Origin of the sequence: Algoriphagus sp. Y33, from assembly GCF_014838715.1 — a bacterium.
Lineage (GTDB): Bacteria > Bacteroidota > Bacteroidia > Cytophagales > Cyclobacteriaceae > Algoriphagus.
Map to the genome: position 1 here is coordinate 4,655,981 of NZ_CP061947.1, position 25,080 is coordinate 4,681,060.

A 25,080-nucleotide genomic window follows, 5' to 3' on the forward strand; every position below is an offset into this window, starting at 1 on the left:
AAATATTATTTAGTCCTTCTGACCTTTTACTGTAGCAATTACACCTTCGGCAATGTTGTTAGGCACTGTTTCATAGTGAGAGAATGTCAATGAAGCTGTTGCTCTACCAGAGGTGATTGTTCTAAGGTCAGTGATGTAACCAAACAACTCAGACAATGGTACTGAAGCTTTGATTACGGAAGAAGTACCTTTAGTATCCATTCCTTTCATCAAACCTCTTCTTCTGTTTAAGTCACCGGTGATTGGACCGGTATACTCATCAGGAGAAACTACATCCACTGCCATGATAGGCTCTAGTAATTGAGGCTTACATTTCTTCGCTGCATCTTTGAAGCCAAGTCTAGCTGCCAATTCGAAAGAAAGTGCATCTGAATCGACGTCGTGGAATGAACCATGGAACAATCGTACTTTCATTGACTCGATAGGATATCCTGCCAATGGTCCGTTCTTCATAGACTCAGCGAATCCTTTTTGGATTGAAGGAATAAATTCCTTAGGAATCACACCACCTACGATAGCATTCACAAAGTCAAGTCCCGGTTTGATTTCACCTGTTTCAGGATCAGGATCCCTAGGGCTAAGCTCGAATGAAATATCCGCAAATTTACCCTTACCACCTGTCTGCTTCTTGTAAACCTCTTTGTGTTCGACGGAACCAAACAAAGCCTCTTTGTAAGCAACCTGAGGAGCACCTTGGTTGATCTCAACCTTGAATTCTCTCTTCAGACGGTCAATGATGATATCCAAGTGAAGTTCACCCATACCTCTCAAGATAGTCTGGCCTGTTTCGTGGTCAGTATTTACTTGAAGTGTAGGATCTTCCTCTACCAGTTTGGCTATAGCCATACCCAGCTTGTCAACGTCAGCCTGAGTCTTAGGCTCGATAGCATAACCGATAACAGGCTCTGGGAATACCATGGATTCCAATACTACTTTACGCTTTTCGTCACAAAGTGTATCTCCGGTCTTGATATCCTTAAAGCCTACTACTGCACCAATATCTCCGGCTCTTAGGCTGTCAATTTGGTTTTGCTTGTTAGCATGCATTTGGAATACTCTTGAGATACGCTCTTTGTTACCGGAGCGGCTGTTGAATACATAAGAACCGGAATTCAAGATTCCGGAATAAGCTCTTACGAAACAAAGACGTCCTACGAATGGATCTGTAGCGATTTTAAAAGCAAGTCCCGCAAAAGGCTCAGTTTCGTCAGGGGAGATTCTTACATCTACTTCCTCGTCATCTATATCATGGGCAATGATATCGTCCTTGTCCATTGGAGAAGGAAGCAATTCCATTACCAGATCAAGCATAGTCTGTACACCTTTATTCTTGAATGAAGATCCACATACCATAGGTACGATCTTCATGTCAATCACCGCTTTTCTCAAAGCTGTAAGGATTTCCTGCTCTGTGATAGAATCAGAATCTTCAAAGAATTTCTCCATTAAAGACTCATCATAATCTGCAACCGCCTCCAGCAAATATTCTCTGTATTCAGCTACTTCGTCAAGCATATCTTCAGGAATTGGAACTTCTTCGAAAGTCATCCCGAAATCTTCCTCATTCCATACGATAGCCCGATTGTTGATCAAGTCAACAACTCCGCGGAATCTGTCTTCTGCACCGATTGGGAGTTGCAAAGGAACAGCGTGGCTGCCTAGCATTTCCTTCACCTGCTTACACACTTCCAGGAAGTTTGCACCGGCACGGTCCATTTTATTTACGAAGCCAATACGGGCAACTTTGTAGTTATCCGCAAGTCTCCAGTTTGTCTCTGACTGTGGCTCTACGCCATCTACAGCACTGAAAAGGAATACCAATCCATCGAGAACACGAAGTGATCTGTTTACTTCAACAGTAAAATCAACGTGACCGGGAGTATCGATGATGTTGATCTGGTATTTTTTCTCTCTGTAATTCCAAAAAACGGTAGTTGCAGCAGAAGTAATGGTAATGCCTCTTTCCTGCTCCTGAGCCATCCAGTCCATGGTGGCTGCTCCGTCGTGAACCTCACCTATTTTGTGAGATACGCCTGAATAAAAAAGTATTCGCTCTGTCGTAGTAGTCTTACCCGCATCAATGTGCGCAGCAATACCAATATTTCTGGTAAGTGTTAGATCTCTTTTAGCCATATTGATTAAAATCTAAAGTGAGAGAATGCTTTGTTGGCCTCAGCCATTCTGTGCGTATCATCTTTCTTCTTCACACCGGCACCTTCGCCTTTGGAAGCAGCGATAATTTCGCCGGCTAGTCTGTCCATCATTGTTTTCTCTCCTCTTTTTCTGGCATAGCTGATCATCCATTTCATTCCTAAGGCAATCTTTCTGTCAGGTCTGACTTCCATTGGAACCTGGAATGTAGCACCACCAACTCTACGACTCTTCACCTCTACGGATGGAGAAATATTGTTTAGCGCTTTTTTCCAAACTTCAAGACCATTCTCACCTACTTTGGATTCTACCTTTTCTACTGCGTCGTAGAAAATTCTGTAAGCAATACTCTTCTTCCCATCTACCATTAGATTGTTCACAAACCTAGTCACTAGGGTGTCGTTGAACTTTGGATCAGGAAGAATATATCTCTTCTTTGGTTTCGCTTTTCTCATTTTTTCTGATTGTTATATTATCTTTTCTTCGCCGGAGCAGCTGGAGCACCTTTTCCTGCCTTCGGTCTTTTAGCACCATACTTAGAGCGACCTTGCTTACGGTCTTTTACTCCTGCGGTATCTAGTGCACCACGGATGATGTGATATCTCACACCCGGTAGATCTTTCACACGACCACCCCTGATCAATACGATCGAGTGCTCTTGTAGATTGTGACCTTCTCCAGGAATGTAAGCATTCACTTCTTTTCCGTTTGTCAATCTCACCCTCGCCACTTTTCTCATTGCAGAGTTTGGCTTCTTAGGGGTTGTAGTGTATACTCTGGTACAAACTCCTCTTCGCTGTGGACATGCATCCAAAGCTCTTGATTTTGATTTGGTCTCCAGTGTAGTTCTACCTTTTCGTACTAACTGTTGAATAGTAGGCATTAACTGATAAAATTTAGTTTTCCCGTAAACTGTTAAATTTTGGACTGCAAAGGTAAACAAAGTAATAAGAGTAACAAAGCTAAGCAGTTATATTTTTGTTACGCCTCTCCCGGCGTACCGAAACTAATCGGAAACTGCGGCGCTCCTCCGGATTGATTAATCTTCCCAAAAGCAGCCTCGTATTTATCGATATTGTCTTTTAGCGCTGAAAGCAATCGCTTTGCGTGATCAGGAGTCACGATAATCCTTGACTTCACTTTCGCCTTCGGTACGCCCGGCATCAGGCGGATAAAGTCGATCACAAATTCCGAATTGGAATGTGCGATCATCGCCAAATTGGAATAAACGCCCTCTGCCACTTCTTCAGAAAGTTCTACATTGATCTGCTGATCTACTTTTTTGTTGTCGTCTTGCATGATTGATTTATTTTATATGGTTATCCAGAATGGTGCTAGTAACCTTTATACTTTGATTAATCGGTTGGAAGACCGAAGCGGCCTCAATGCCATTGTTTACCAAATCCTAAAATGCTTTAGTCTCTTTACCGGTAACAAAGAGGATAAGTATACTAAATTATCTATACTGATTTCAGTAGCCTTATTTCCTTTGTTTATCGAGTTGGTAAATCTAGCTACTGCGAAGATAAAAGAACTGTGTCCTCTGCGTAAAACTCTGCGTTCCCCGTGGTTGCTTAAGTTATTCATAAAAAAGGCCTGTCGTGAAACAGGCCTTTTAAATTAATTTATTAGAATATTACAGGATTGCTTCACTGGATCTTTTGCTAGATGTGCGCTCCATATTTTCCGAAAGTTTATCATACTCTTCCTGAGATCCCACAATGATCGGCTGCAATCTTCGCTGACCGGTACCGGCAGGAATCAAGTGCCCTACGATTACGTTCTCTTTCAGACCTTTGAGCTCATCCCGCTTCCCTCTGATCGCTGCTTCAGAAAGCACCTTGGTGGTCTCCTGGAAGGAAGCTGCAGAGATAAATGACTCAGTACCCAAAGATGCCGCCGTGATACCCTGTAGCGTAGGCTTAGAAACCGCAGTCTCTGCGTCACGTACCTGTACCAACTTAAGATCCTTACGCTTCAAGCTGGAATTCTCATCTCTCAATCTTCTTGCTGAGATAATCATTCCCGGCTTCAATGTAGAAGAATCACCTGCATCCATGACCACCTTACGGTCAAGAATATTATCATTCTCTTCTCTGAAAGCCCACTTGTCCACTACTTGGTTTTGTAGGAACCCAGTATCACCAGCATCAAGGATTTCAACTTTCTGCATCATCTGGCTTACAATCACCTCGATGTGCTTATCGTTGATTTTCACACCCTGAAGTCGGTAAACTTCCTGGATCTCATTCACCAAGTATTCTTGAACAGCAGTTGGTCCTTTAATAGCCAGGATATCATTAGGAGTGATCGCTCCATCAGAAAGTGGCTCACCGGCTCTGATAAAGTCATTCTCCTGAACCAAAATATGCTTAGACAAGGATACCATGTATTTCTTGATCACACCATCTTTGGATTCGATGATGATCTCTCTGTTACCTCTCTTGATACCGCCGTAAGTCACTACACCATCGATCTCAGAAACTACAGCCGGATTGGATGGGTTTCTTGCTTCGAATAGCTCGGTAACTCGTGGAAGACCACCGGTAATATCTCTTGTTTTACCTACAGACCTTGGTATTTTCACCAGGATCTGACCGGATCTTACCTTATCACCTGCGTCAATTGCCAAGTGGGCACCTACAGGGATATTGTATCCTTTAGACTCCTCGCCATAGTTTACTATGATAGCAGGGTTCTTGGTTCTATCTTTTGTATCGATGATTACTTTCTCACGGAAACCTGTCTGATCATCGGACACTTCCTTATAAGTAACACCTTCTACAATTGCCTCGAATTCAATCTTACCGTCAAACTCGGAAAGGATAACTGCATTGTATGGATCCCACTTACAAAGGGTCTGGCCCTTGGTAATCTTCTCACCATCTTTCACATTCACAATAGCGCCATAAGGAGCATGGTTAGACACTAATGTCTTGCCCGACTTAGGATCATTGATCTTGATTTCACCTGATCTACCCATGACAACTGTAATGTGTTCGCCATCTTTGTTGGTAGTCTCGATCAATCTTAATTCTTCATCGAATTCCACTACACCGTCGAACTTGGCAATCACACTGGCTTCAACAGCCATGTTTGATGCAGTACCACCTACGTGGAATGTTCTTAGTGTAAGCTGAGTACCCGGCTCACCGATAGACTGTGCTGCGATAACCCCTACCGATTCACCTTCCTGTACCATATGGCCGGTAGTCAGGTTTCTTCCATAGCACTTACCACAAACTCCTCTACGGGTTTCGCAAGTCAGTACAGATCTGATCTCCACTTCATCAATTCCTGCATCATCAATCAGCTTAGCTACTTCATCGTTAATCTGAAGACCTGATTCTACGATCAATTCATCCGTAAGAGGATGGAAAATATCGTGAACAGAAACACGTCCCAGGACTCTTTCAGAAAGAGGCTCAACGATCTCGTCATTGTCTCTCAATGGCTGTACAAGAAGTCCTCTCAAGCTACCACAGTCATCTTCAGTGACAATCATATCCTGAGCCACATCTACCAAACGTCTGGTTAGGTAACCCGCATCAGCAGTTTTCAATGCAGTATCTGCAAGACCTTTACGTGCACCGTGAGTGGAGATAAAGTACTCCAACACATCCAAGCCTTCTTTGAAGTTGGAAAGGATTGGGTTTTCGATGATCTCACCTACAGACCCCTGAAGGTTTTTCTGTGGCTTAGCCATCAAACCTCTCATACCACCCAACTGACGAATCTGTTCTCTGGAACCACGGGCTCCTGAGTGCATCATCATATAGATAGCATTGAATCCTTGCTTATCCTCTTCCATCTGCTTCATCAGATTATTAGTCAGATGAGAGTTGGTACGGGTCCAGATGTCAATTACTTGATTGTATCGTTCGTTATCGGTGATTAGCCCCATCAAGTAGTTGTTCCATACCTGGTCCACTTCTTCTTTGGCCTTATTAATCATCGGTTCTTTTTCTTCTGGGATAATTACATCATTCAACCCCATAGAAAGACCGCCTTTGTAGGCCATCTGGAATCCTAGGTGCTTGATATCATCCAAGAATTGAGCTGTACGTGCCATTCCACATACCTTAACCACCTTAGCAATAATCTGCTGTAGTTTTTTCTTGGTCAAAAGCTCGTTTACATAACCTACTTCTTTTGGAACAAATTGGTTGAAAATCAAACGGCCGGCTACGGTCTCGATGATCTCATCCTTGTATCCTCCATCTTCGGTTCTTACCTGCACTTTACATTTGATATTCGCATGCTTGGAGATTTTCTCTTCATTCAATGCAATAATCACCTCTTCAGTGCTGTAGAATGTCATTCCTTCACCGGCAACAATCTCCTCAGGAGTAGATCTCTTGCCCTTGGTCACGTAGTACAGACCCAACACCATATCCTGAGAAGGTACAGTAATCGGAGCTCCGTTGGCAGGGTTAAGAATGTTGTGCGAAGAAAGCATCAAAGTAGAAGCCTCCAAAATAGCCTCATGTCCAAGAGGAACGTGAACTGCCATCTGATCACCGTCAAAATCGGCGTTGAATGCAGTACATACCAATGGATGAAGCTGGATAGCTTTTCCTTCTATAAGTTTTGGCTGGAAAGCTTGAATACCCAGTCTGTGAAGTGTAGGAGCACGGTTAAGGAGCACAGGGTGTCCCTTAAGTACATTCTCCAAGATATCCCAAACCACAGGATCCTTACGATCCACGATTTTCTTAGCTGACTTTACTGTCTTCACAATACCTCTTTCGATCAGTTTTCTGATGATAAAAGGCTTAAAAAGTTCAGCTGCCATATTTTTAGGAAGACCACACTCGTGAAGCTTCAATTCAGGACCTACTACGATCACAGAACGACCGGAGTAATCCACACGCTTACCGAGCAAGTTTTGACGGAATCGGCCTTGCTTACCTTTCAACATATCAGAAAGGGACTTCAACGCACGGTTTCCATCAGATCTTACCGCATTTACTTTTCTGGAGTTATCGAATAGGGAATCCACAGCTTCCTGAAGCATTCTCTTTTCGTTTCTCAAAATCACCTCAGGAGCTTTGATATCGATCAAACGCTTCAGACGGTTGTTTCTGATGATAACTCTTCTATAAAGGTCATTCAGATCGGAAGTCGCAAAACGACCACCATCCAAAGGAACCAATGGACGCAATTCCGGTGGAATCACTGGAACCATACGAACGACCATCCACTCAGGTCGGTTTTCGATTCTGGTTCTAGCATCACGGAATGCTTCTACCACTTTAAGCCTCTTAAGTGCTTCTGCTTTTCTCTGCTGAGAAGTATCAGTAGCAGCTTGGTGACGAAGTGAGTATGAAAGGTCATCCAGATCAATTCTTGCCAATAGCATCTCCAATGCTTCAGCACCCATTTTGGCGATGAATTTATTGGGATCTTCATCGTCAAGCATATGGTTTTCCTTAGGAAGCTTGTCCATGATATCCAAGTATTCATCTTCAGTCAAGAAGTCTAAGTACTGAACTCCTTCTTCTGCTTTGATACCTGCCTGAACTACCGCATAACGCTCGTAATAGACAATCTGGTCAAGTTTCTTAGTCGGAAGACCAAGAAGGTAACCAATTTTGTTAGGAAGAGATTTGAAATACCAAATGTGGGCTACCGGTACTACCAGTTCGATGTGCCCCATTCGCTCTCTTCTCACTTTCTTCTCTGTAACCTCTACACCGCAGCGGTCACAGATAATACCTTTATACCTGATGCGCTTATACTTGCCACAATGACACTCCCAGTCTTTCACCGGGCCAAAGATTCGCTCACAGAACAATCCGCCCATTTCAGGCTTGTACGTTCTGTAATTGATAGTCTCTGGCTGGGTCACCTCACCGTTTGAACTGTCCAGAATAGATTCTGGGGAAGCCAAACTGATGGTGACTCTGGAAAAATCATTGCTAAGTTTTTTATTTTTTCTGAACGCCATAGTTTTTTGAAAGATATGTAAAGGGCTCTTACGAGCCCATTCGCTTTATTAATCTAGGGTAATTTCAAGAGCCAAACCTCTTAACTCATGAACCAATACATTGAATGATTCAGGAATATTAGGTTTTGGAAGGTTCTCACCCTTCACAATCGCTTCGTAAGCTTTTGCTCTACCGATTACGTCATCAGACTTCACTGTCAGAATTTCCTGAAGTACGTGTGATGCACCAAATGCTTCCAGTGCCCAAACTTCCATCTCTCCGAAACGCTGGCCACCAAACTGAGCTTTACCGCCCAATGGCTGCTGTGTAATCAAGGAGTATGGTCCGATGGAACGTGCGTGCATCTTATCATCTACTAAGTGACCAAGTTTCAGCATGTATGCGATACCTACTGTGATTGGCTGATCGAATTTCACACCCGAAAGACCATCGTATAGATAAGTACGCCCGTAAGCCGGTAACCCTGCCAATTCCAATTCGTGAGCTACTTCTTCCATAGAAGCACCATCAAAGATTGGTGTAGCATATTTTTTATCAAGTACCTGACCAGCCCATGCTAGCACAGTTTCGAAAATCTGCCCGATGTTCATACGGGAAGGTACACCTAGTGGATTCAATACAATATCCATTGGAGTTCCATCCTCGAGGAATGGCATGTCTTCGTCTCTTACTATTCTTGCTACGATACCTTTGTTACCGTGACGACCTGCCATCTTATCACCCACTTTCAGCTTACGCTTCTTGGCGATGTAAACTTTGGCAAGTTGAACGATACCTGCAGGAAGTTCGTCTCCTACTTCAAGTGTAAATCTTTCTCTCTTGAAGGTACCCGCAATCTCATTTCTAGAATTGATGAAGTTTTTCACCAACTGAGAAATCAACTCATTGGTATGAGGGTCATTTGTCCAGTCATCAAGGACTATATCGGAAATTAGGTTAGCTTCTTCAGGCACATTGTAATTGCTCTCATCTCTGTAAGGGTTCTTAGCAGGGAAAAGATTGTTTTCAATGTTTTTTGCATTGAATTTCTGGCCTTTGGTGATGATCTCGTCACCAAATTTATGCTTCACACCCTGGGAGGTTTTCCCATCAAGGATAGTCACCATCTTATTGATCATTCGGGCTCTGATGCCCAAAAGATCCTTAGAATATCTTCCCTTAAGTTTTTCAACCTCTGCTTTAGACTTAGCTCTTACATCTTTGTCCTTCTTAGGTCTCGCAAATAGCTTTGTCTCGATCACCACACCATTCAATGAAGGAGAAGCTTTCAAAGACGCATCTTTCACATCACCGGCTTTATCACCAAAGATTGCTCTAAGCAATTTCTCTTCAGGAGTAGGATCAGTTTCACCTTTAGGCGTGATCTTACCGATGATGATATCACCTTCTTTTACTTCAGCTCCAATCGCGATGATACCATGCTCATCAAGATTTTTAACTGCTTCTTCAGAGACGTTAGGGATTTCAGAAGTCAACTCTTCCTCACCTCTCTTCGTATCACGAACTTCCAATTGGAACTCTTCTACGTGGATGGAAGTAAAAATATCTTCTCTTACCACACGCTCAGAGATTACGATAGCATCCTCAAAGTTATATCCTTGCCAAGGCATGTACGCCACTTTCAGGTTTTTACCCAGAGCTAGTTCACCGTTATTAGTAGAATAACCTTCTACCAGCACCTGACCTTTTTTCACCTTCTGTCCCTTCAGGACCAAAGGAGTAAGGTTGATTGTAGTATCCTGGTTAGTTCTTCTGAATTTGATCAGATCGTAAGTTTTATATTCATCTGTGAAGTTTACCAATAGCTCATCATCAGTCAGATCGTACTTGATAGTGATTCTCTTAGCATCTACATAATCTACTACACCATTTGCTTCAGCAATGATAAGCGATCTTGAATCCACAGCTGCTTTTGCTTCCAAGCCAGTGCCCACAATAGGGGCTTCAGCTTTCAACAAAGGCACAGCTTGACGCTGCATGTTGGATCCCATCAAAGCACGGTTGGCATCATCATGTTCCAAGAATGGAATCAAAGATGCGGCAACTGATACAATTTGATTAGGAGCAACGTCCATATAAGTGATTTCAGAGGGCTCCAACACAGGGAAGTCACCTTCAAATCTTGCTTTCACTTTTTCATTGATAAACTTGCCGGACTCGTCCAATGGGGCATTTGCCTGTGCAATGTTGTGATTATCTTCCTCTTCAGCAGTAAGGAACAAAATGTCCTCAGCCTTCATACTTACTTTACCCTCTTTCACCTTACGGTAAGGAGTCTCAAGGAAGCCCATTGAGTTCACTTTGGCATGAACACAAAGGGAAGAAATCAAACCAATGTTTGGACCTTCAGGAGTTTCGATAGTACAAAGACGACCGTAGTGCGTATAGTGAACATCCCTAACCTCAAACCCCGCTCTTTCTCTAGAAAGACCACCAGGACCCAAAGCAGAAAGCCTCCTCTTGTGAGTCAACTCCGCCAATGGATTGGTTTGATCCATAAACTGAGAAAGCTGGTTTGTACCAAAGAAGGAATTGATCACGGATGAAAGCGTACGTGCATTGATCAAATCGACCGGTTTAAAGTCTTCATTGTCACGAACATTCATTCGCTCACGGATCGTCCTGGCCATTCTAGCCAAACCTACACCGAACTGGCTATATAGCTGCTCACCTACTGTTCTTACTCTTCTATTGCTCAAGTGATCAATATCATCGACCACAGCCTTGGAATTAATAAGTCCGATCAGGTATTTTACGATGTTGATAATATCTTCCTTGGTAAGGACGATTTTTTCAGAATCGATGTCAAGACCCAATTTTTTGTTGATTCTATATCGCCCAACTTCACCTAGATCATAACGCTTGTCAGAGAAGAATAAACTGTGAATCACCTCACGGGCCGTAGACTCATCCGGTGCTTCCGTATTTCTCAACTGACGGTAGATAACTTCCACAGCCTCTTTCTCAGAGTTGGAGCTATCTTTCTGTAATGTATTATAGATGATAGAGTAATCAGCCACGTTCACATCTTCTCTATGGAGAATGATGCTTTTAGAGCCTGAGTCCAAAATCATTTCAATGTCTTCGTCTGTAAGTACGGTATCACGCTCAAGCAATACCTCATTTCGATCGATGGAAACCACTTCACCGGTGTCTTCATCCACGAAATCCTCTACCCAAGTTCTTAGAACCCTTGCAGCAAGCTTACGCCCAGCCACTTTCTTCATTGCTGTCTTTGTAGCATTGACTTCCTCAGATAGACCAAACAAATCAAGAATATCTTTGTCAGAGCCATAGCCAATGGATCTTAGCAAGGTTGTTACAGGGAACTTCTTCTTTCGATCGATGTACGCATACATGACATTGTTGATGTCAGTAGCAAATTCAATCCATGACCCTTTGAAAGGTATAATCCTGGCAGAGTAAAGTTTCGTGCCATTTGTGTGTTTGCTTTGGGCAAAGAACACACCCGGAGAACGGTGAAGTTGTGAAACGATAACTCGTTCTGCACCATTAATTACAAATGACCCCTTCTCGGTCATATACGGAAGATTACCTAAGAATACTTCTTGCTCAATCGTTTCGAAATCTTCATTATCCTCATCATGGCAAAGTAATCTTAACTTTGCTTTCAACGGTACAGAGTAGGTCAAGCCGCGGTCAATGCACTCGCTCACAGAATATTTCGGTGGGTCTACTGCATAATCAATAAATTCAAGCGTGAAATTCTCTCTTGAATCACTGATTGGGAAGTTTTCTGCGAATACTTTAAATAAACCGTCTGCCCGGCGTTTTTCTGCTGGCGTATCCAATTGGAAAAAGTCTTTAAAAGACTGCAACTGAATATCGAGGAAATCCGGATAGCTTTTGACCACCTTAATGGAGGAGAAACTTTTCCTTTCGGTTTGATTCTTGATAGCCAAGGTAGTGTATGTTTATGGTGAAATGTTATTATCGAAATTGTTCTATTTCCGATTAGAATAATGCAATTTTGAACCTGTGCATAAACAGGAAAAGACCTGACTAAAATAGTCAGGTCTTAGGTCTGAACCCCAACCTAATAGTTGCGGTTCAGCAAATTATTTGATCTCTACTTCAGCACCGGCTTCTTCCAAAGACTTCTTCAAGCCTTCAGCTTCGTCTTTAGCTACGCCTTCTTTCAATGCTTTAGGAGCAGAGTCAACTAGTTCTTTAGCCTCTTTAAGACCAAGACCTGTCAATTCTTTTACAAGCTTAACAACTGCCAGCTTTGATCCACCGGCAGCTTTCAAGATCACGTCAAAAGTCGTTTTCTCCTCTTCAGCTGCAGCTTCACCGGCACCAGCGCCACCAGCTACAACTACTGCACCTGCAGCAGCTGGCTCGATGCCATACTGATCCTTAAGTATATCTGTCAATTCTTTAACCTCTTTTACAGTCAAGTTTACCAACTGATCTGCAAGTTGCGTAAGATCTGCCATTGTATTTGAAATTTAATATTTATTTGAATGATTTTTTTTAACTTATTTTTCTTCTCTATCAGCAAGCGTCTTAAGCACACCAGTAATATTGTTCTGGCCACTTTGCAATGCTGAGATAAGATTCATCGCAGGAGACTGTAGCAAGCTGATTAGATCGCCCAACAATTCTTCCCTTGACTTCAACTTAGATAACATCTCTAGGTTCTCTTCACCGATGAAAATATCTGCATCGATAGAGGCGCCTTTGAATGCTGGCTTAGTTGCTTTTTTACCTAATTTTTTTCTGAAATCCAGCAATACATTTGCTGGAAGATTACTCGTCTCTTTTGAGAATATAATTCCGGAGAATCCTTTCAATGCTTTATCTGACAACTCCGTAAAGTCGGCATCTAAATTTTCCAATGCTTTCGTCACCAAGGTGTTTTTGTACACTTTGTACTCCACTCCTTTTTCGTAACAAGCTCTTCTGAATGCATTCACTTGTGCTACAGAAAATCCTGAAGCATCAGTGATATAGAAGAAAGGGTTTTCTTTAAATTTCTCAGTAAGACCGTCGATTATTACTTTTTTTTCGTCTCTAGTCATGATTAAATTCCTTGAATGCTACCCTTGTCCACTGCAATCCCAGGAGACATCGTACTGGATAAATGAATACTCTTGAAATACGTTCCTTTAGAAGATGATGGCTTCAGCTTAGAAATAGTAAGGATAAGTTCTTTAACATTTTCTTCGATCTGCGCAGCAGTGAAGGATGCTTTACCTATACCCGCGTGAATAATCCCAAATTTATCTACTTTGAAATCGATTTTACCCGCTTTTACTTCTCTTACCGCCTTAGCTACATCCAGAGTAACAGTTCCTGATTTAGGGTTTGGCATAAGACCTCTTGGTCCTAATACTCTACCCAATCTACCTACTTTCGCCATTACGTTAGGCATAGTGATGATGACATCAATGTCAGTCCATCCGCCTTCGATTTTAGCTATATAGTCGTCCAAGCCTGCGTAATCTGCACCTGCTTCGGTTGCTTCTGCTACTTTGTCAGGAGTACAAAGAACCAATACTTTGATGTCTTTGCCTGTACCATGAGGAAGCGCAACTACGCCTCTTACCATTTGATCAGCTTTACGTGGATCCACACCCAGACGGATGTCAAGATCTACAGAAGCGTCAAACTTCGTCATAGTAATATCCTTCACGATAGTAGAAGCTGCCTCCAGGGAGTACACTTGGCTTGGGTCGTACTTAGAAAGAGCTTCTTTTTGCTTTTTTGTTAACTTAGCCATTGTTTTTTATTTATACTTCCCAAGGGGCTTTACCAGATACTGTGATTCCCATGCTTCGTGCTGTGCCAGCCACCATTTTCATAGCCGACTCCACTTTGAAAGCATTAAGGTCAGGCATTTTAACCTCCGCTATTTCCTTAACCTGATCCCAGGTCACCGATCCTACCTTCTTACGGTTTGGCTCGGCAGATCCGCTTTTAATTTTCGCAGCCTCTAGCAACAAATTTGCCGCAGGAGGTGTTTTTACTACGAAGTCAAAAGACTTATCTGAATAGATCGTAATCAATACAGGAAGCACTTGGCCCATTTTATCCTGGGTACGTGCATTGTACTGCTTACAGAACTCCATAATGTTCAGACCCTTGGAACCAAGAGCCGGACCTACTGGAGGCGACGGGTTTGCCTGGCCACCTTTCACTTGTAGTTTTAAATAACCAGTGATTTCCTTAGCCATTGCTTAGTCTTGTTTTTCTACTTGTATAAAGTTTAATTCAACAGGAGTATTTCGGCCGAAAATCTTAACCATAACATTAAGTTTTTTCTTCTCCTCAAATATCTCCTCTATAGTTCCGGTAAATCCACTGAAAGGACCGTCCATTACTTTGACAGTCTCTCCGACTATAAATGGTGTATCCAGTTTCTCTGCGAACTCGTCAATCTCTTCCACCTTACCTAAGATACGGTTGATTTCTGACTGACGAAGTGGCTCAGGGGTTTTGGAAGCCCCGCCTGAGTTAGATCCTAAGAAACCGATTACTCCCGGAATACTTGTAATTACGTGATTGGCCTCACCATTGGAGAGATCTGCATTAACTAAAACATATCCGGGAAAGAAGTTTCTCTCTCGGACACGCTTTTTACCGTTACGCATCTCATATACTTTCTCGGAGGGTATTAAGACTTCAGGAATAAAATCCCCAATATCCTGTCTGGTAATTTCATTATCCAAATAGGTCTTAGTTTTTTTCTCCTGTCCCGCTACTACTCTGAGTACGTACCATTTATGTTCAGCCATTCTGTAATGTCAATTCAATTAGAATAAATCATAAAACCATGTCATGATGTTTTCAAATCCCAGATCCACCACCCCTATAAATAGGGCAAAGATCAAGGAAGCGACCAACACCAATACTGCACTGTTTTGAAGAAAAGAGAATTTTGGCCAAGTGACCTTATTCTTCATTTCATCATATGATTCCAGGACAAAGTTTTTTAGATTCATAGTGTACTTAACTTACTGGCACGGGCAGAGAGATTCGAACTCCCATCAACGGTTTTGGAGACCGCTATTCTGCCGTTGAACTATGCCCGTGTAAATGAACGTCCCGCTAAAGGGAACGCAAAATTAGGTATTGATTACTAAAGAAACAAATGCGATCCCAAAATAATTTGAGATCGCATTGTATTAATAGTCAATCAGTGATTGATGATTAGTCAAGAATTTCTGTAACCTGACCGGCTCCTACTGTTCTACCACCTTCACGGATAGCAAAACGAAGACCTTTCTCAAGAGCGACTGCATTAAGCAATGTAACTTCGATAGTCACGTTATCACCAGGCATTACCATCTCAACGTTCTCAGGAAGTTTAATCTCACCTGTCACGTCTGTAGTTCTAAGGTAGAACTGTGGACGGTATTTGTTGAAGAATGGTGTGTGACGTCCACCTTCTTCTTTTGAAAGAACGTAAACTTCAGCGTTGAAGTGAGAGTGAGGCTTCACAGATCCTGGCTTACAGATAATCATACCACGCTTGATTTGTGATTTTTCAATACCTCTTAGCAATAGACCCACGTTATCACCAGCTTCACCTCTGTCAAGGATCTTACGGAACATCTCAACACCGGTAACAGTAGATTTAAGGCCTTCAGCACCCATACCGATGATGTCAACTGCTTCTCCGGAGTTTACAACACCTCTTTCGATTCTACCGGTAGCTACAGTACCACGACCAGTGATCGAGAACACATCTTCTACAGGCATCAAGAAGTCTTTGTCAATAGCTCTCTCAGGAAGTGGAATGTAAGAATCAACAGCATTCATCAATTCCATTACAGTATCAACCCACTTTGCTTCACCATTCAATGCACCAAGTGCAGAACCAGCGATTACCGGGATATTGTCACCGTCAAATTCATAGAAAGAAAGTAGCTCTCTGATTTCCATCTCCACAAGCTCAAGAAGCTCAGGATCATCCACCATATCCACTTTGTTCATAAATACTACTAGCTGAGGTACACCTACCTGACGGGCCAAAAGGATATGCTCTCTAGTTTGAGGCATAGGTCCATCTGTAGCTGCTACCACTAGAATAGCACCGTCCATTTGGGCAGCACCCGTTACCATGTTCTTAACGTAATCAGCGTGACCAGGGCAATCTACGTGAGCGTAGTGTCTGTTTTCAGTTTGATATTCTACGTGAGAGGTGTTAATGGTGATACCTCTTTCTTTCTCTTCCGGTGCGTTATCGATAGAAGAAAAGTCTCTTAATTCAGATAGACCCTTACTAGCCAGTACGGTAGTGATGGCAGCAGTCAAAGTGGTCTTTCCATGATCTACGTGACCAATCGTACCGATATTAACGTGCGGCTTGGAACGGTCGAATTGTGCTTTTGCCATGCGTGAAAATCCTCAGTTTAAGTTTAAAGATATATTAATTTTTTTTTCCTTATTAAGCCGAAATGAGCCAACGAGGGGATTTGAACCCCTGACCCCTTCCTTACCAAGGAAGTACTCTACCCCTGAGCTACGTCGGCTTAGACTCTTATGCCCCCCTAAGGTAATCCTTAGGGGAAACAAAGAGCGGGAGACGAGGCTCGAACCCGCGACCTGCAGCTTGGAAGGCTGCCGCTCTACCAACTGAGCTACTCCCGCTTGTAATCTTTCGAGATGAAATCATCTCTGGCCGCTCTACCTCTAAGTATTTAACCTATCGGCAATACCCTGGAGAGCTACTTCCATTTCAACCCGGTCTTATCCGGATCTTTTTTCGCCCAGCAAAACTAGAAAAAAAATTTTGCATTATGGCAATGGTGTGGGGGAAACAGGATTCGAACCTGTGAAGACATAAGTCAACGGATTTACAGTCCGTCCCAGTTGGCCGCTTTGGTATTCCCCCAACTAGCGTTAGATTCCTTGCCTTTTCTCGGGCTTTTCTATCGTAACGGATGGCAAAATTATAGTCTTTTATTAAAGATTCAAAACGTGGATTTCAAATTTGATAAGATTTTGCTGTTTTTATTTTCAAACATTTATAAATCAATACATTAATTTTCATCTTTCAGCGCCTCTAGAAAATATTGGTAGTACATAGTCAATTCTCCGTCCCTCTCATGATCCGCAACCTCCGCTATTTTCTTCAAAATCTTCTCATCTTCTGTAAAGCCTAACAGCGCCTGAAAAGCTCCCAAACGGATATAACTTCTGGCATCTTCTCTCATCTTTTCCAATAAATAGGCAATTGCCTTCTCTTTTCCTTCTTCAGGAAAACGGCTGAAATATTCACTGAAATACCCCAAATAATAATACAAGCCCTCACCCGAAATGGTATTGGCGTGATTCATAAACCAATCCCCTTTGCCTCCAATAGAATTTGTGATGTAATAATCCGCTACAGGAATCACCATCCTGAAGTTTCCTTCACTCGCAAAACCTTCTATCACAGCAGGATCAATCCTATGCGAATCCACACTTACCAACCCCATCAATGCTGATCCTGCCACCAAATAGGAAGAATCTGATGCCAACTTCGAAAAAGTAGCATAATACTCATCAGGCGCAAAAGCAGAAAGTACATCAAGTGCTCCGGCCCTTACAGAGTTTCTTTCGTCATTCTCAGCCATGTGTGCAATCTTCCGCGCTAACTCTGGACTGTCTTCCAGCCAATCAGTATATCCTTGCAAAATGGACAAAGCAGACTCCCTCACCGACCAAAACTCATCATCCAATGCCTCGGGGACGATAGATTCCAGTTCAGTCACTGCCTCCCATGCTGCCAAACTATCCAACGCCTCATATCTCGCTACACCGAATTGGGATAGCTTGAATTGTTGACGCATTTGATCAGCATTCATATCCACAGACTTTTTCGCAAGCATATCTTTCTTCTCATCCAATAATATCAGCTCCACAGGATTCTCATTTCCCAAATCAATCTTTTGAAAAGCCTTGGTGATCATAAACTGCTTACTTTTACGCTCATCTCCCTCATACCAGCTCACATCAAGAGGAAGCCGATAAAGCGGAGTAGTGGACAAATTCTGTAACTGGGTAACGGATATTTGTATGTTTTTTGAATCTGAATAATCTACCTCAAACCGAAGTTCCGGATGACCCTTATCCAGAAACCATTGGTTGAAAAACCAATTCAAATCTTCTCCACATACCTTCTCGAATGCTATCCGCAGATCATTTACTTCAACATTATCTAATGCGTGTGCCATCAGATAATGGCGCAAACCGGCAAAAAACGCCTCTGATCCCAAGTACTCCCGCAGCATATGAAGAATCGCTCCCCCCTTGGAATAACTATGTGAATCAAACATATCTTCTGCCTCTTCAAAATCAAAACGGATCAAGTCAACTTGCTTTGTTTCTGCTTCCAAGAAGTAATTCTCCATCTCTGCAATTAACTTCAATTTCGCCTCATCCCTCCCGTATTTGTACTCATTCCACAGAAACTCACTGTAATTGGCAAACCCTTCATTCAGGGTAAGGTTTGCCCAAGACTCGGTCGTCACATAGTCGCCAAACCACTGATGAAACAGTTCATGGGCAATGATGTAATCCCATTCGGAATCAATTGCTTCACGCTCTGTTAGACGCAATTCCTCCATAAAAATTGAAGCAGTGGTGTTTTCCATGGCCCCTGACACAAAATCCCGCACCACGATCTGATCATATTTAGGCCAAGGGTACCTTACTCCAAGCAAATCAGAGAAAAAACCTATCATCTCAGGCGTATTCTTAAAAACTTTGCCCGCTCCCTTTTCATAACCTTTTTCCACATAATACCCCAAAGGCACCCCTTCCCATTCAGCCTCAACTTTCCCGAAATCCCCGATCGCAAATGCTGCTAAATAAGCCGAATGAGGGAGCTTCATTTCCCAGTAATCCTTCCTCATACCGTCTCCTAGCTCCTCCTGCTTGACTAGTTCCCCATTTCCTACAGTGACGAGCGTGTCGGACACGGTCAGTTTGATGAGCTGCGTGAATTTATTATTTGGAGAATCAATCGTTGGGAACCACTTGGAATTATGGGCAGTCTCCCCCTGAGTCCAGATCATCCTCGGTTTGTCAGGTACGGTATCCAGTGGATCAATGAAATACAATCCTTTGGTATCAGTTATAGCCTCACTTCCAGCTCCTGAATTTCGCTCCGGGAAAGCAATATAGTCCATCACTATCCGGAAAGTGTCCGTTTTAGCTAACTCTCCCGGCAGATAAATGCGGATTTTCTCCCCATTGTAATCATATCTTACAGTCTCCTTATTCCCGCGCTGGATGAAAAATATTTCGTCCAACTCGAAATCTTGAGCGTCAAGAACCAACTCTCTAACAGGGTAAAAAAATGGTTTGACAGTTAACTCGGCCTTTCCTGCCACAGCTTGTCGCTGATAGTCAAAAGACAAGTCCAAATCAGTATGTAAAATGTCAAAATCTATCTTCGCCGAAGGTTTATACGCTTCAGCGGCTGTCTCTTTCCGGGAAATCAGCGCTTCTATATCTTCTATAGCGGTAGTATCTACTTGTACTACCGCTACCGGATTTTCAGAGAGTGCAGTTTCTTCAGATAATACAGTTTCGGGTGGGACATGGTAATCCACTTTCGCCGACTTACACGAGACGACAAAAAGGAAAAGAAAAGCAAGTGGACTTATGTAAGAAAACCTTAAGATAAGTGGCTTTTGCGCAGACAATTGATTCATATTTAAAACGAATGAAAAAAGGTTAGTTTTGCTGGAAATTGTATATTGGACTTCAAATTAACAGGAATGTTTACAGTTAGTACCCAAAACAAGAGCTATTCGGTAGAAATAGCAGAAGACAATATTCAAGTAAACGGTAAAACGATCAACTGGAACCTTGAGTGGATTTCTGACCGGAAAATTCACATCATTTATGACAACAGGTCTATAGAGGCAGAATTGATATCCATGGACAGGCAAACTAAAACAGTCCAGCTCAAGTTTGACAACAAAATTTCGAATTTGCAGCTCAAGGATAGATTTGATATCCTGCTGGAACAAATGGGTATGAACAACATGGCTTCCCATACTTTAAAAGAGATAAAAGCTCCTATGCCCGGGCTTATATTAGACCTGAAGGTAAAAGCCGGAGACGAGGTCAAAAAAGGAGAAGTAGTATTAATTCTGGAAGCCATGAAAATGGAGAACATCCTCAAATCCCCAGGAGATGGTATTGTCAAAGCAGTGAAAGTTTCCCTCAATCAAAGTGTGGAAAAAAATCAAGTCTTGATCCAATTTTAACTTTTAACCCTAGCATAATGAATTGAAGAAATTATATTTGTTAGATTATTTTGTGCTAATCGGGTTTTGTCCGATTCTTTTTCATTCAGTTTTGATTTGCTATTTGGGCATCAATCGAAAAAGCAATGCTCTTAATAATCGTGTTCAAGCGATAATCAACCTCTGAAAAACTAGACCAAACACATGAAGTCGAGCATGATCCCGTACATACAGGATCACAAACTGGCATGATTACAAGCCATGCAAGATTCCATGTGCCCACTAAAAATCAATATAAACACATGAAATACAAGAGAATACTGCTCAAACTAAGTGGAGAAGCTCTAATGGGTGATAAGAGTTATGGCATTGACCCGGTAAGGCTTCAGCAATACACTCAGGAAATCAAAAAAGTACAGGACATGGGTGTGGAAATTGCAATCGTAATCGGTGGAGGCAATATTTTCAGAGGAGTCCAGGCAGAACAATCAGGAATAGACAGAGTGCAGGGAGATTACATGGGGATGCTGGCTACCCTGATCAATGCAATGGCTCTGCAAAGTGCACTTGAACAAGGTGGAATGTACACCCGATTGATGTCCGGTATCAAAATCGAAAGTGTCTGTGAACCATTTATCCGCAGAAGAGCAATCCGCCACTTGGAAAAAGGACGTATCGTGATTTTCGGAGCTGGTATCGGGAACCCCTACTTCACGACTGATTCTACTGCAAGTTTGAGAGCCATAGAGGTGGAAGCAGATATCGTATTGAAAGGAACAAGAGTAGACGGTGTCTATACGGCAGATCCGGAAAAAGATTCAACAGCAACAAAATATAAAACCATTTCATTTCAAGAGGTGTATGAAAAGAACCTAAACGTCATGGATATGACAGCTTTCACCCTTTGCCAAGAAAACAACCTGCCAATCATCGTATTTGACATGAACGTGGCAGGAAACCTTCGAAACTTGGTACAAGGCGAAGAAATCGGTACTTTGATTACTTCTCTTTAAGTTCAAAAAATTATGGAAGAAATCGAATTATACTTAGACGAGGCAAAAGAATTGATGCAAAAGGCGGTGGATCACACTGCTACCGAACTTTTGAAAATCCGCGCAGGTAAGGCTATGCCAAATCTTCTGGATGGCATCATGGTGCAGTATTACGGAGCCAACACACCGCTAAACCAAGTATCTTCGGTAAATACTCCGGATGCCCGCACGCTATCCATCAAGCCATTTGAGCGTACAATGATCTCTGAGATCGAGAAGGCCATAATCAATTCCGACCTTGGACTTGCTCCTCAAAACAACGGAGAAGTCATTATCCTTACCATTCCTGCCCTTACTGAAGAGCGACGTATTTCTTTGGTAAAGCAAGCTAAGCATGAATGTGAAGGAGGGAAAATATCCCTAAGAACAGTGCGTAAAGACATCAATGATGAGCTCAAAAAACTCCAAAAAGATGGTGCGGCAGAAGATGAAATAAAAAGAGCTGAAGACGTGGTTCAAAAACTGACCGATCAGTTCTCAACCAAAATCGACGAGCTTCTGGCAAAAAAAGAAGTAGACATCATGAAAGTCTGACAAATTAAAAACCCGGTTTCAAGCCGGGTTTTTTCATGTTATCCAGTTTCTCAGGAAGGTGAATTAATCTGCACTTTCATGTGATTATAATTGTTTTTTAGCGGTAACATGGAATCTCGCATGGCTGATAATCATCCCTCTGTGTGTTCCCTTAGGTACAAATCATGGGTATTTTATCCGTTTATGTTTTGTTTTAAGTCATAACCTGTCCCTTGACAAAGGAGACGGGATGCCCGCATGTCGGCTAGGGAATCTTTGAAGTTCGGCGGCTTTATTGTCTAGTTGTCAAAATTCACATTGATAAAGGTGGCCACCCCAAATCTCACACCGCCCCGTAGGAAGTCGGCATTTTCGAATCCTGCTCCGATTTCCACCCGGAAGATCCTAAACAGATTGTCCAAGGAATAGCCAACTTCCCAATAATGCGGGGAGTTGTCTGTCTTTAGATAATTAAAGAAAATATTCTCTCTCAATCCCGAAAATCTCAGCATAGGCAATTGTGTAAAAATGAATTTTCTGAACTGATAATGTACAATACCGGAGAAATACTTAGAATTGGTGCTGTATTTATAATAATCCATAAAGCGGTAATTCGATGCCGGGCCGAAGTTGGAGAAGATGGTTCTGTTTCCCCCAAAATGCTGAAAATCCGGAAAGTACACCTGGTCATTGGATAAAAAGGCTCCCGCTGACAGATTGAAATCCAGCTTTCCGCTGACACCAAAAGTATAATTATGCTGAACGCCCAGCTCTAAATGATCGAAATCGGCAGCAGCTCCCTCACTACTTATGCTGCCAAAGGCCTTCTTATAAGCGATTTTGATCAAAGGAGATCTATCCGTTATAGGATATTTACGTCCGTTTCTGATCCCGTATTTAATGCCTGGCCGCCATTCCAGTTCAGTATTCAATTTTAGAATCTCATGATCACCAAATGAGCTTGGATCCGTTTCTACATTTTCCGGTTGGTTGGGTGAGTATTCCCTTCCTGATTTATTATAGATGCTATACTTATTCGTATTGAATGATTCCCTTCTATGACCATAGGTCATATTTACACGATAAGTAACTCCTCCATTGACCCGATGTGCCCAGTACGCCTGGGCAAAATCCTGTTCATAAAGCTTCATGTAATTCTGCCTTAAAAACAGGGAGTAAAAAGCATTCACTTGCTCATTGATAGGTTCTCCACCATTGAATTGATAAATGTACCTCCCTCCTTTTACACCAAAGGTAGTTCCCGAAATCGGCAAGGTGCTAGACCATCGGAAATCCACTTTTCCATAAAAGCGATCACTGGAAAATCCATACCTAAGTTCAGGTTCTATATTGAAACTTTTGCGAAGCACACTCACACTATCAGCCAACTTGGTTGATGATTGTTTTCTATAGAATAGCCCCATTCCCAGCTTGAAGCCTTCGACAGTGTTAAAGGAGGTCTTGGTCCAATTTTCCTTGAATCCTATAGAAACACCTTTTCCCATGCTGTATGACCCTCCATTCATAAAATCAAGTGGCCTCAATTTACGTTTTGCCTTCTTGGCGACAGAGTCCACATCACTCATCTTGGCCGCCTCCACCGTGGCCAAACTATCATCCCGATGATATCCCTGAACCTCGCTCTCTGTCAACGGCACAGGACGAATACTATCCCAATACGCTTGATTGTACTTTTTCGCCATTGAATCAACCTCATAGTAGGTTTCTTGAACTATTTCAGGTTCCTTCTGCTCCTTCAAAGACTGCTTTTCATATTCATTCATCAACTTACGGTACTCCTTCCTTGTCTTGGGCTCTTCCTTGGCAAGCTGCTCCAACGCTGAAAGAGACTTATCAAATTTCACCGCTTCATCAGGAACCTCCTGCACTTTTTCATCAATGATCTCGGGGACAGTTGCCAAATCAGGGTTCAACTCTATTTCATATTCCCGGGTAGAGGCCAAGTATTTGAAATTCCCCTCAAACCCAAAAATTTTCCCTCCAAAATCATAGGTGTGTGTCAGCGGCATCCAGACATTCTCGGCCACCGGGGCATATTGCTGCTTTGCCTGTATCTGAAAGCCCAGCAAAGATGTCTGTAGATTTAGACTATGAATGGCCCACAAATCCTCTATTATGTAGATGAATCCTTCAAATACCTGCTCTCCACGGGATCTCGGAGTTACTTTAATTTTATTTACTACCACATTCTGATCTAGAAAGCTTCCTTCGTACCGAAACTTGTAATACTGGAAAGCCGCTCTGGAAAGGGGCGAAATGATTCCGTTAATTTTTTCCTGATAGAAAGTAGTCTGAATATAGGGCGCAGGGGAAGTGGACTGATTATCTCCATTTGTACGGATTGAGATCACCTTTTCCTCCACCTTATTTGGCTGGGTAAAAGTGATTCTCGAAACAGATTCTGAGGTGTAAGCCTCATTGAGTTTCAGGCCTTCTTTTTCTATGGTTTTCCTGAGAAAGAAAGGTGCATCTGTCAATTTCCCCGTACCCTTAAGGTAGACCGACATGCTATACTTCTGAATTTGAAGCCTATGATATTTGGCTTTGGCGATTGCTTTACGCATAATGGTCAATGCTGGATCTTCAGCTCCAGCCCTTACTTCCACTTCAGCCAAAGTGTATTCTTGAGGTTCCATCACAAAATCCCTGGTAGTCCACTCATCTGTCACGATGATAGTTTCGATTTGGGATTTGTAGCCAAGAAATTGAACTAGCACATCATATATGCCCTCAGGAAGCTTGTACTCATAATTCCCCTCCTCATTTGTGGGTACTCCATCGCCAAGATTACGTATGTAAACTGATGCATAAGCCAGGGGCTCGCCATCGGAAGATTTCACCTTCCCCCTGATCCCTTGAGCTGTTGAATGATTGCTGAAAAATACCCCCAGTAAAGAAACGCATAAGACAAGTACTAATTGTAGTTGTTTTTTCATAAAAGTCGGTTTGTAGCTCAAGATAAACAGCTTTTCAACAAACGACTTTATCTGACTTTGGTTTTAAGATGATTTAGCACCAAAACCGGATGATATTCTATTTCATGTGTTTATATTTTGTTCTTCCAGAGGTCACCACCTGTCCCGGAAACCGGGACGGAATCTTTGACACCTAAAACAATAATTTCCCTGTGTGTTTTAATTATGATTTTAATCGTCTCGATTTCATGAGGAGTCCAGCTGA

The 25,080-nt window shown here is 42.4% G+C and carries 18 protein-coding genes and 4 tRNA genes; 3 read left to right on the forward strand and 19 right to left on the reverse strand.

The window, feature by feature from the left end; all coding sequences use genetic code 11:
- Positions 1–9 precede the first annotated feature (9 nt).
- The 18 genes from fusA to ID165_RS18965 all read right to left on the reverse strand — a co-directional run bounded on the left by fusA (position 10) and on the right by ID165_RS18965 (position 19,774).
- Positions 10–2,133 (reverse strand): elongation factor G, encoded by a 2,124-nt coding sequence (fusA, locus tag ID165_RS18880; protein ID WP_192346952.1) that lies wholly within the window; start codon positions 2,131–2,133, stop codon positions 10–12.
- A gap of 5 nt (positions 2,134–2,138) precedes the next feature.
- A complete protein-coding gene (rpsG, locus tag ID165_RS18885; RefSeq protein WP_057939460.1) occupies positions 2,139–2,606 on the reverse strand; it encodes a 30S ribosomal protein S7 in 468 nt (155 codons plus the stop codon).
- 17 nt (positions 2,607–2,623) lie between these two features.
- Positions 2,624–3,034 carry a 30S ribosomal protein S12 gene (gene rpsL / locus ID165_RS18890; protein WP_192346954.1) on the reverse strand — a complete coding sequence of 137 codons (411 nt, stop codon included), beginning with the start codon at positions 3,032–3,034 and terminating at the stop codon, positions 2,624–2,626.
- Positions 3,035–3,132: 98 nt separating this feature from the next.
- Positions 3,133–3,450 (reverse strand): DUF3467 domain-containing protein, encoded by a 318-nt coding sequence (locus ID165_RS18895; RefSeq protein WP_192346956.1) that lies wholly within the window; start codon positions 3,448–3,450, stop codon positions 3,133–3,135.
- Positions 3,451–3,787: 337 nt separating this feature from the next.
- On the reverse strand, positions 3,788–8,101 hold the full coding sequence (gene rpoC / locus ID165_RS18900) for a DNA-directed RNA polymerase subunit beta' (RefSeq protein WP_192346958.1): 4,314 nt from the start codon (positions 8,099–8,101) through the stop codon (positions 3,788–3,790).
- Positions 8,102–8,149: 48 nt separating this feature from the next.
- Entirely contained in the window at positions 8,150–12,025 is a 3,876-nt protein-coding gene (gene rpoB / locus ID165_RS18905; protein ID WP_192346960.1) for a DNA-directed RNA polymerase subunit beta, read from the reverse strand.
- Positions 12,026–12,181: 156 nt separating this feature from the next.
- Positions 12,182–12,562 carry a 50S ribosomal protein L7/L12 gene (gene rplL, locus ID165_RS18910; RefSeq protein ID WP_092894643.1) on the reverse strand — a complete coding sequence of 127 codons (381 nt, stop codon included), beginning with the start codon at positions 12,560–12,562 and terminating at the stop codon, positions 12,182–12,184.
- A 42-nt stretch (positions 12,563–12,604) separates the two neighbouring features.
- Positions 12,605–13,147, reverse strand: coding sequence for a 50S ribosomal protein L10 (gene rplJ, locus ID165_RS18915; protein WP_192346962.1), 543 nt, complete (start codon positions 13,145–13,147; stop codon positions 12,605–12,607).
- A gap of 2 nt (positions 13,148–13,149) precedes the next feature.
- Positions 13,150–13,848, reverse strand: coding sequence for a 50S ribosomal protein L1 (gene rplA, locus ID165_RS18920; RefSeq protein ID WP_057939467.1), 699 nt, complete (start codon positions 13,846–13,848; stop codon positions 13,150–13,152).
- A gap of 10 nt (positions 13,849–13,858) precedes the next feature.
- The gene (rplK, locus tag ID165_RS18925) at positions 13,859–14,302 is read right to left on the reverse strand and encodes a 50S ribosomal protein L11 (RefSeq protein ID WP_192346964.1); all 444 of its coding nucleotides are present in this window, start codon (positions 14,300–14,302) and stop codon (positions 13,859–13,861) included.
- Between the two features lie 3 nt (positions 14,303–14,305).
- Positions 14,306–14,863 carry a transcription termination/antitermination protein NusG gene (nusG, locus tag ID165_RS18930; RefSeq protein ID WP_057939469.1) on the reverse strand — a complete coding sequence of 186 codons (558 nt, stop codon included), beginning with the start codon at positions 14,861–14,863 and terminating at the stop codon, positions 14,306–14,308.
- Positions 14,864–14,881: 18 nt separating this feature from the next.
- A complete protein-coding gene (secE, locus tag ID165_RS18935; protein ID WP_026966270.1) occupies positions 14,882–15,070 on the reverse strand; it encodes a preprotein translocase subunit SecE in 189 nt (62 codons plus the stop codon).
- 16 nt (positions 15,071–15,086) lie between these two features.
- Positions 15,087–15,160 (reverse strand) — tRNA-Trp (locus ID165_RS18940).
- Positions 15,161–15,278: 118 nt separating this feature from the next.
- On the reverse strand, positions 15,279–16,466 hold the full coding sequence (gene tuf / locus ID165_RS18945) for an elongation factor Tu (protein ID WP_192346966.1): 1,188 nt from the start codon (positions 16,464–16,466) through the stop codon (positions 15,279–15,281).
- A 65-nt stretch (positions 16,467–16,531) separates the two neighbouring features.
- Positions 16,532–16,603, reverse strand: a tRNA-Thr gene (locus ID165_RS18950).
- 45 nt (positions 16,604–16,648) lie between these two features.
- Positions 16,649–16,721, reverse strand: a tRNA-Gly gene (locus tag ID165_RS18955).
- Between the two features lie 161 nt (positions 16,722–16,882).
- Positions 16,883–16,965, reverse strand: a tRNA-Tyr gene (locus ID165_RS18960).
- A 148-nt stretch (positions 16,966–17,113) separates the two neighbouring features.
- A complete protein-coding gene (locus ID165_RS18965; RefSeq protein ID WP_192346968.1) occupies positions 17,114–19,774 on the reverse strand; it encodes a M1 family metallopeptidase in 2,661 nt (886 codons plus the stop codon).
- Positions 19,775–19,840: 66 nt separating this feature from the next.
- Here ID165_RS18965 and ID165_RS18970 point away from each other — a divergent pair, with 66 nt between their 5' ends.
- The 3 genes from ID165_RS18970 (at position 19,841) to frr (ending at position 21,900) form a co-directional block, all read left to right on the forward strand.
- Positions 19,841–20,335, forward strand: coding sequence for an acetyl-CoA carboxylase biotin carboxyl carrier protein subunit (locus ID165_RS18970; protein ID WP_192346970.1), 495 nt, complete (start codon positions 19,841–19,843; stop codon positions 20,333–20,335).
- Between the two features lie 281 nt (positions 20,336–20,616).
- Complete coding sequence (gene pyrH, locus ID165_RS18975; RefSeq protein ID WP_192346972.1) at positions 20,617–21,327, forward strand: UMP kinase; 711 nt, start codon at positions 20,617–20,619, stop codon at positions 21,325–21,327.
- 12 nt (positions 21,328–21,339) lie between these two features.
- Entirely contained in the window at positions 21,340–21,900 is a 561-nt protein-coding gene (gene frr / locus ID165_RS18980; RefSeq protein WP_192346974.1) for a ribosome recycling factor, read from the forward strand.
- Positions 21,901–22,178: 278 nt separating this feature from the next.
- Here frr and ID165_RS18985 read toward each other — a convergent pair whose 3' ends face one another.
- On the reverse strand, positions 22,179–24,836 hold the full coding sequence (locus tag ID165_RS18985) for a DUF5686 and carboxypeptidase regulatory-like domain-containing protein (protein WP_192346976.1): 2,658 nt from the start codon (positions 24,834–24,836) through the stop codon (positions 22,179–22,181).
- Positions 24,837–25,080 lie beyond the last annotated feature (244 nt).

What these genes read in the sequence shown, in the direction of transcription:
- pyrH (WP_192346972.1), top strand. Translation starts at nt 20,617, where the DNA reads ATGAAATACAAGAGAATACTGCTCAAACTAAGTGGAGAAGCTCTAATG.
- ID165_RS18985 (WP_192346976.1), bottom strand. Translation starts at nt 24,836, where the DNA reads ATGAAAAAACAACTACAATTAGTACTTGTCTTATGCGTTTCTTTACTG.
- rpsL (WP_192346954.1), bottom strand. Translation starts at nt 3,034, where the DNA reads ATGCCTACTATTCAACAGTTAGTACGAAAAGGTAGAACTACACTGGAG.
- rpsG (WP_057939460.1), bottom strand. Translation starts at nt 2,606, where the DNA reads ATGAGAAAAGCGAAACCAAAGAAGAGATATATTCTTCCTGATCCAAAG.
- frr (WP_192346974.1), top strand. Translation starts at nt 21,340, where the DNA reads ATGGAAGAAATCGAATTATACTTAGACGAGGCAAAAGAATTGATGCAA.
- tuf (WP_192346966.1), bottom strand. Translation starts at nt 16,466, where the DNA reads ATGGCAAAAGCACAATTCGACCGTTCCAAGCCGCACGTTAATATCGGT.
- rpoC (WP_192346958.1), bottom strand. Translation starts at nt 8,101, where the DNA reads ATGGCGTTCAGAAAAAATAAAAAACTTAGCAATGATTTTTCCAGAGTC.
- secE (WP_026966270.1), bottom strand. Translation starts at nt 15,070, where the DNA reads ATGAATCTAAAAAACTTTGTCCTGGAATCATATGATGAAATGAAGAAT.
- rplK (WP_192346964.1), bottom strand. Translation starts at nt 14,302, where the DNA reads ATGGCTAAGGAAATCACTGGTTATTTAAAACTACAAGTGAAAGGTGGC.
- ID165_RS18970 (WP_192346970.1), top strand. Translation starts at nt 19,841, where the DNA reads ATGTTTACAGTTAGTACCCAAAACAAGAGCTATTCGGTAGAAATAGCA.
- ID165_RS18965 (WP_192346968.1), bottom strand. Translation starts at nt 19,774, where the DNA reads ATGAATCAATTGTCTGCGCAAAAGCCACTTATCTTAAGGTTTTCTTAC.
- ID165_RS18895 (WP_192346956.1), bottom strand. Translation starts at nt 3,450, where the DNA reads ATGCAAGACGACAACAAAAAAGTAGATCAGCAGATCAATGTAGAACTT.
- rplJ (WP_192346962.1), bottom strand. Translation starts at nt 13,147, where the DNA reads ATGACTAGAGACGAAAAAAAAGTAATAATCGACGGTCTTACTGAGAAA.
- nusG (WP_057939469.1), bottom strand. Translation starts at nt 14,863, where the DNA reads ATGGCTGAACATAAATGGTACGTACTCAGAGTAGTAGCGGGACAGGAG.
- rplA (WP_057939467.1), bottom strand. Translation starts at nt 13,848, where the DNA reads ATGGCTAAGTTAACAAAAAAGCAAAAAGAAGCTCTTTCTAAGTACGAC.
- fusA (WP_192346952.1), bottom strand. Translation starts at nt 2,133, where the DNA reads ATGGCTAAAAGAGATCTAACACTTACCAGAAATATTGGTATTGCTGCG.
- rplL (WP_092894643.1), bottom strand. Translation starts at nt 12,562, where the DNA reads ATGGCAGATCTTACGCAACTTGCAGATCAGTTGGTAAACTTGACTGTA.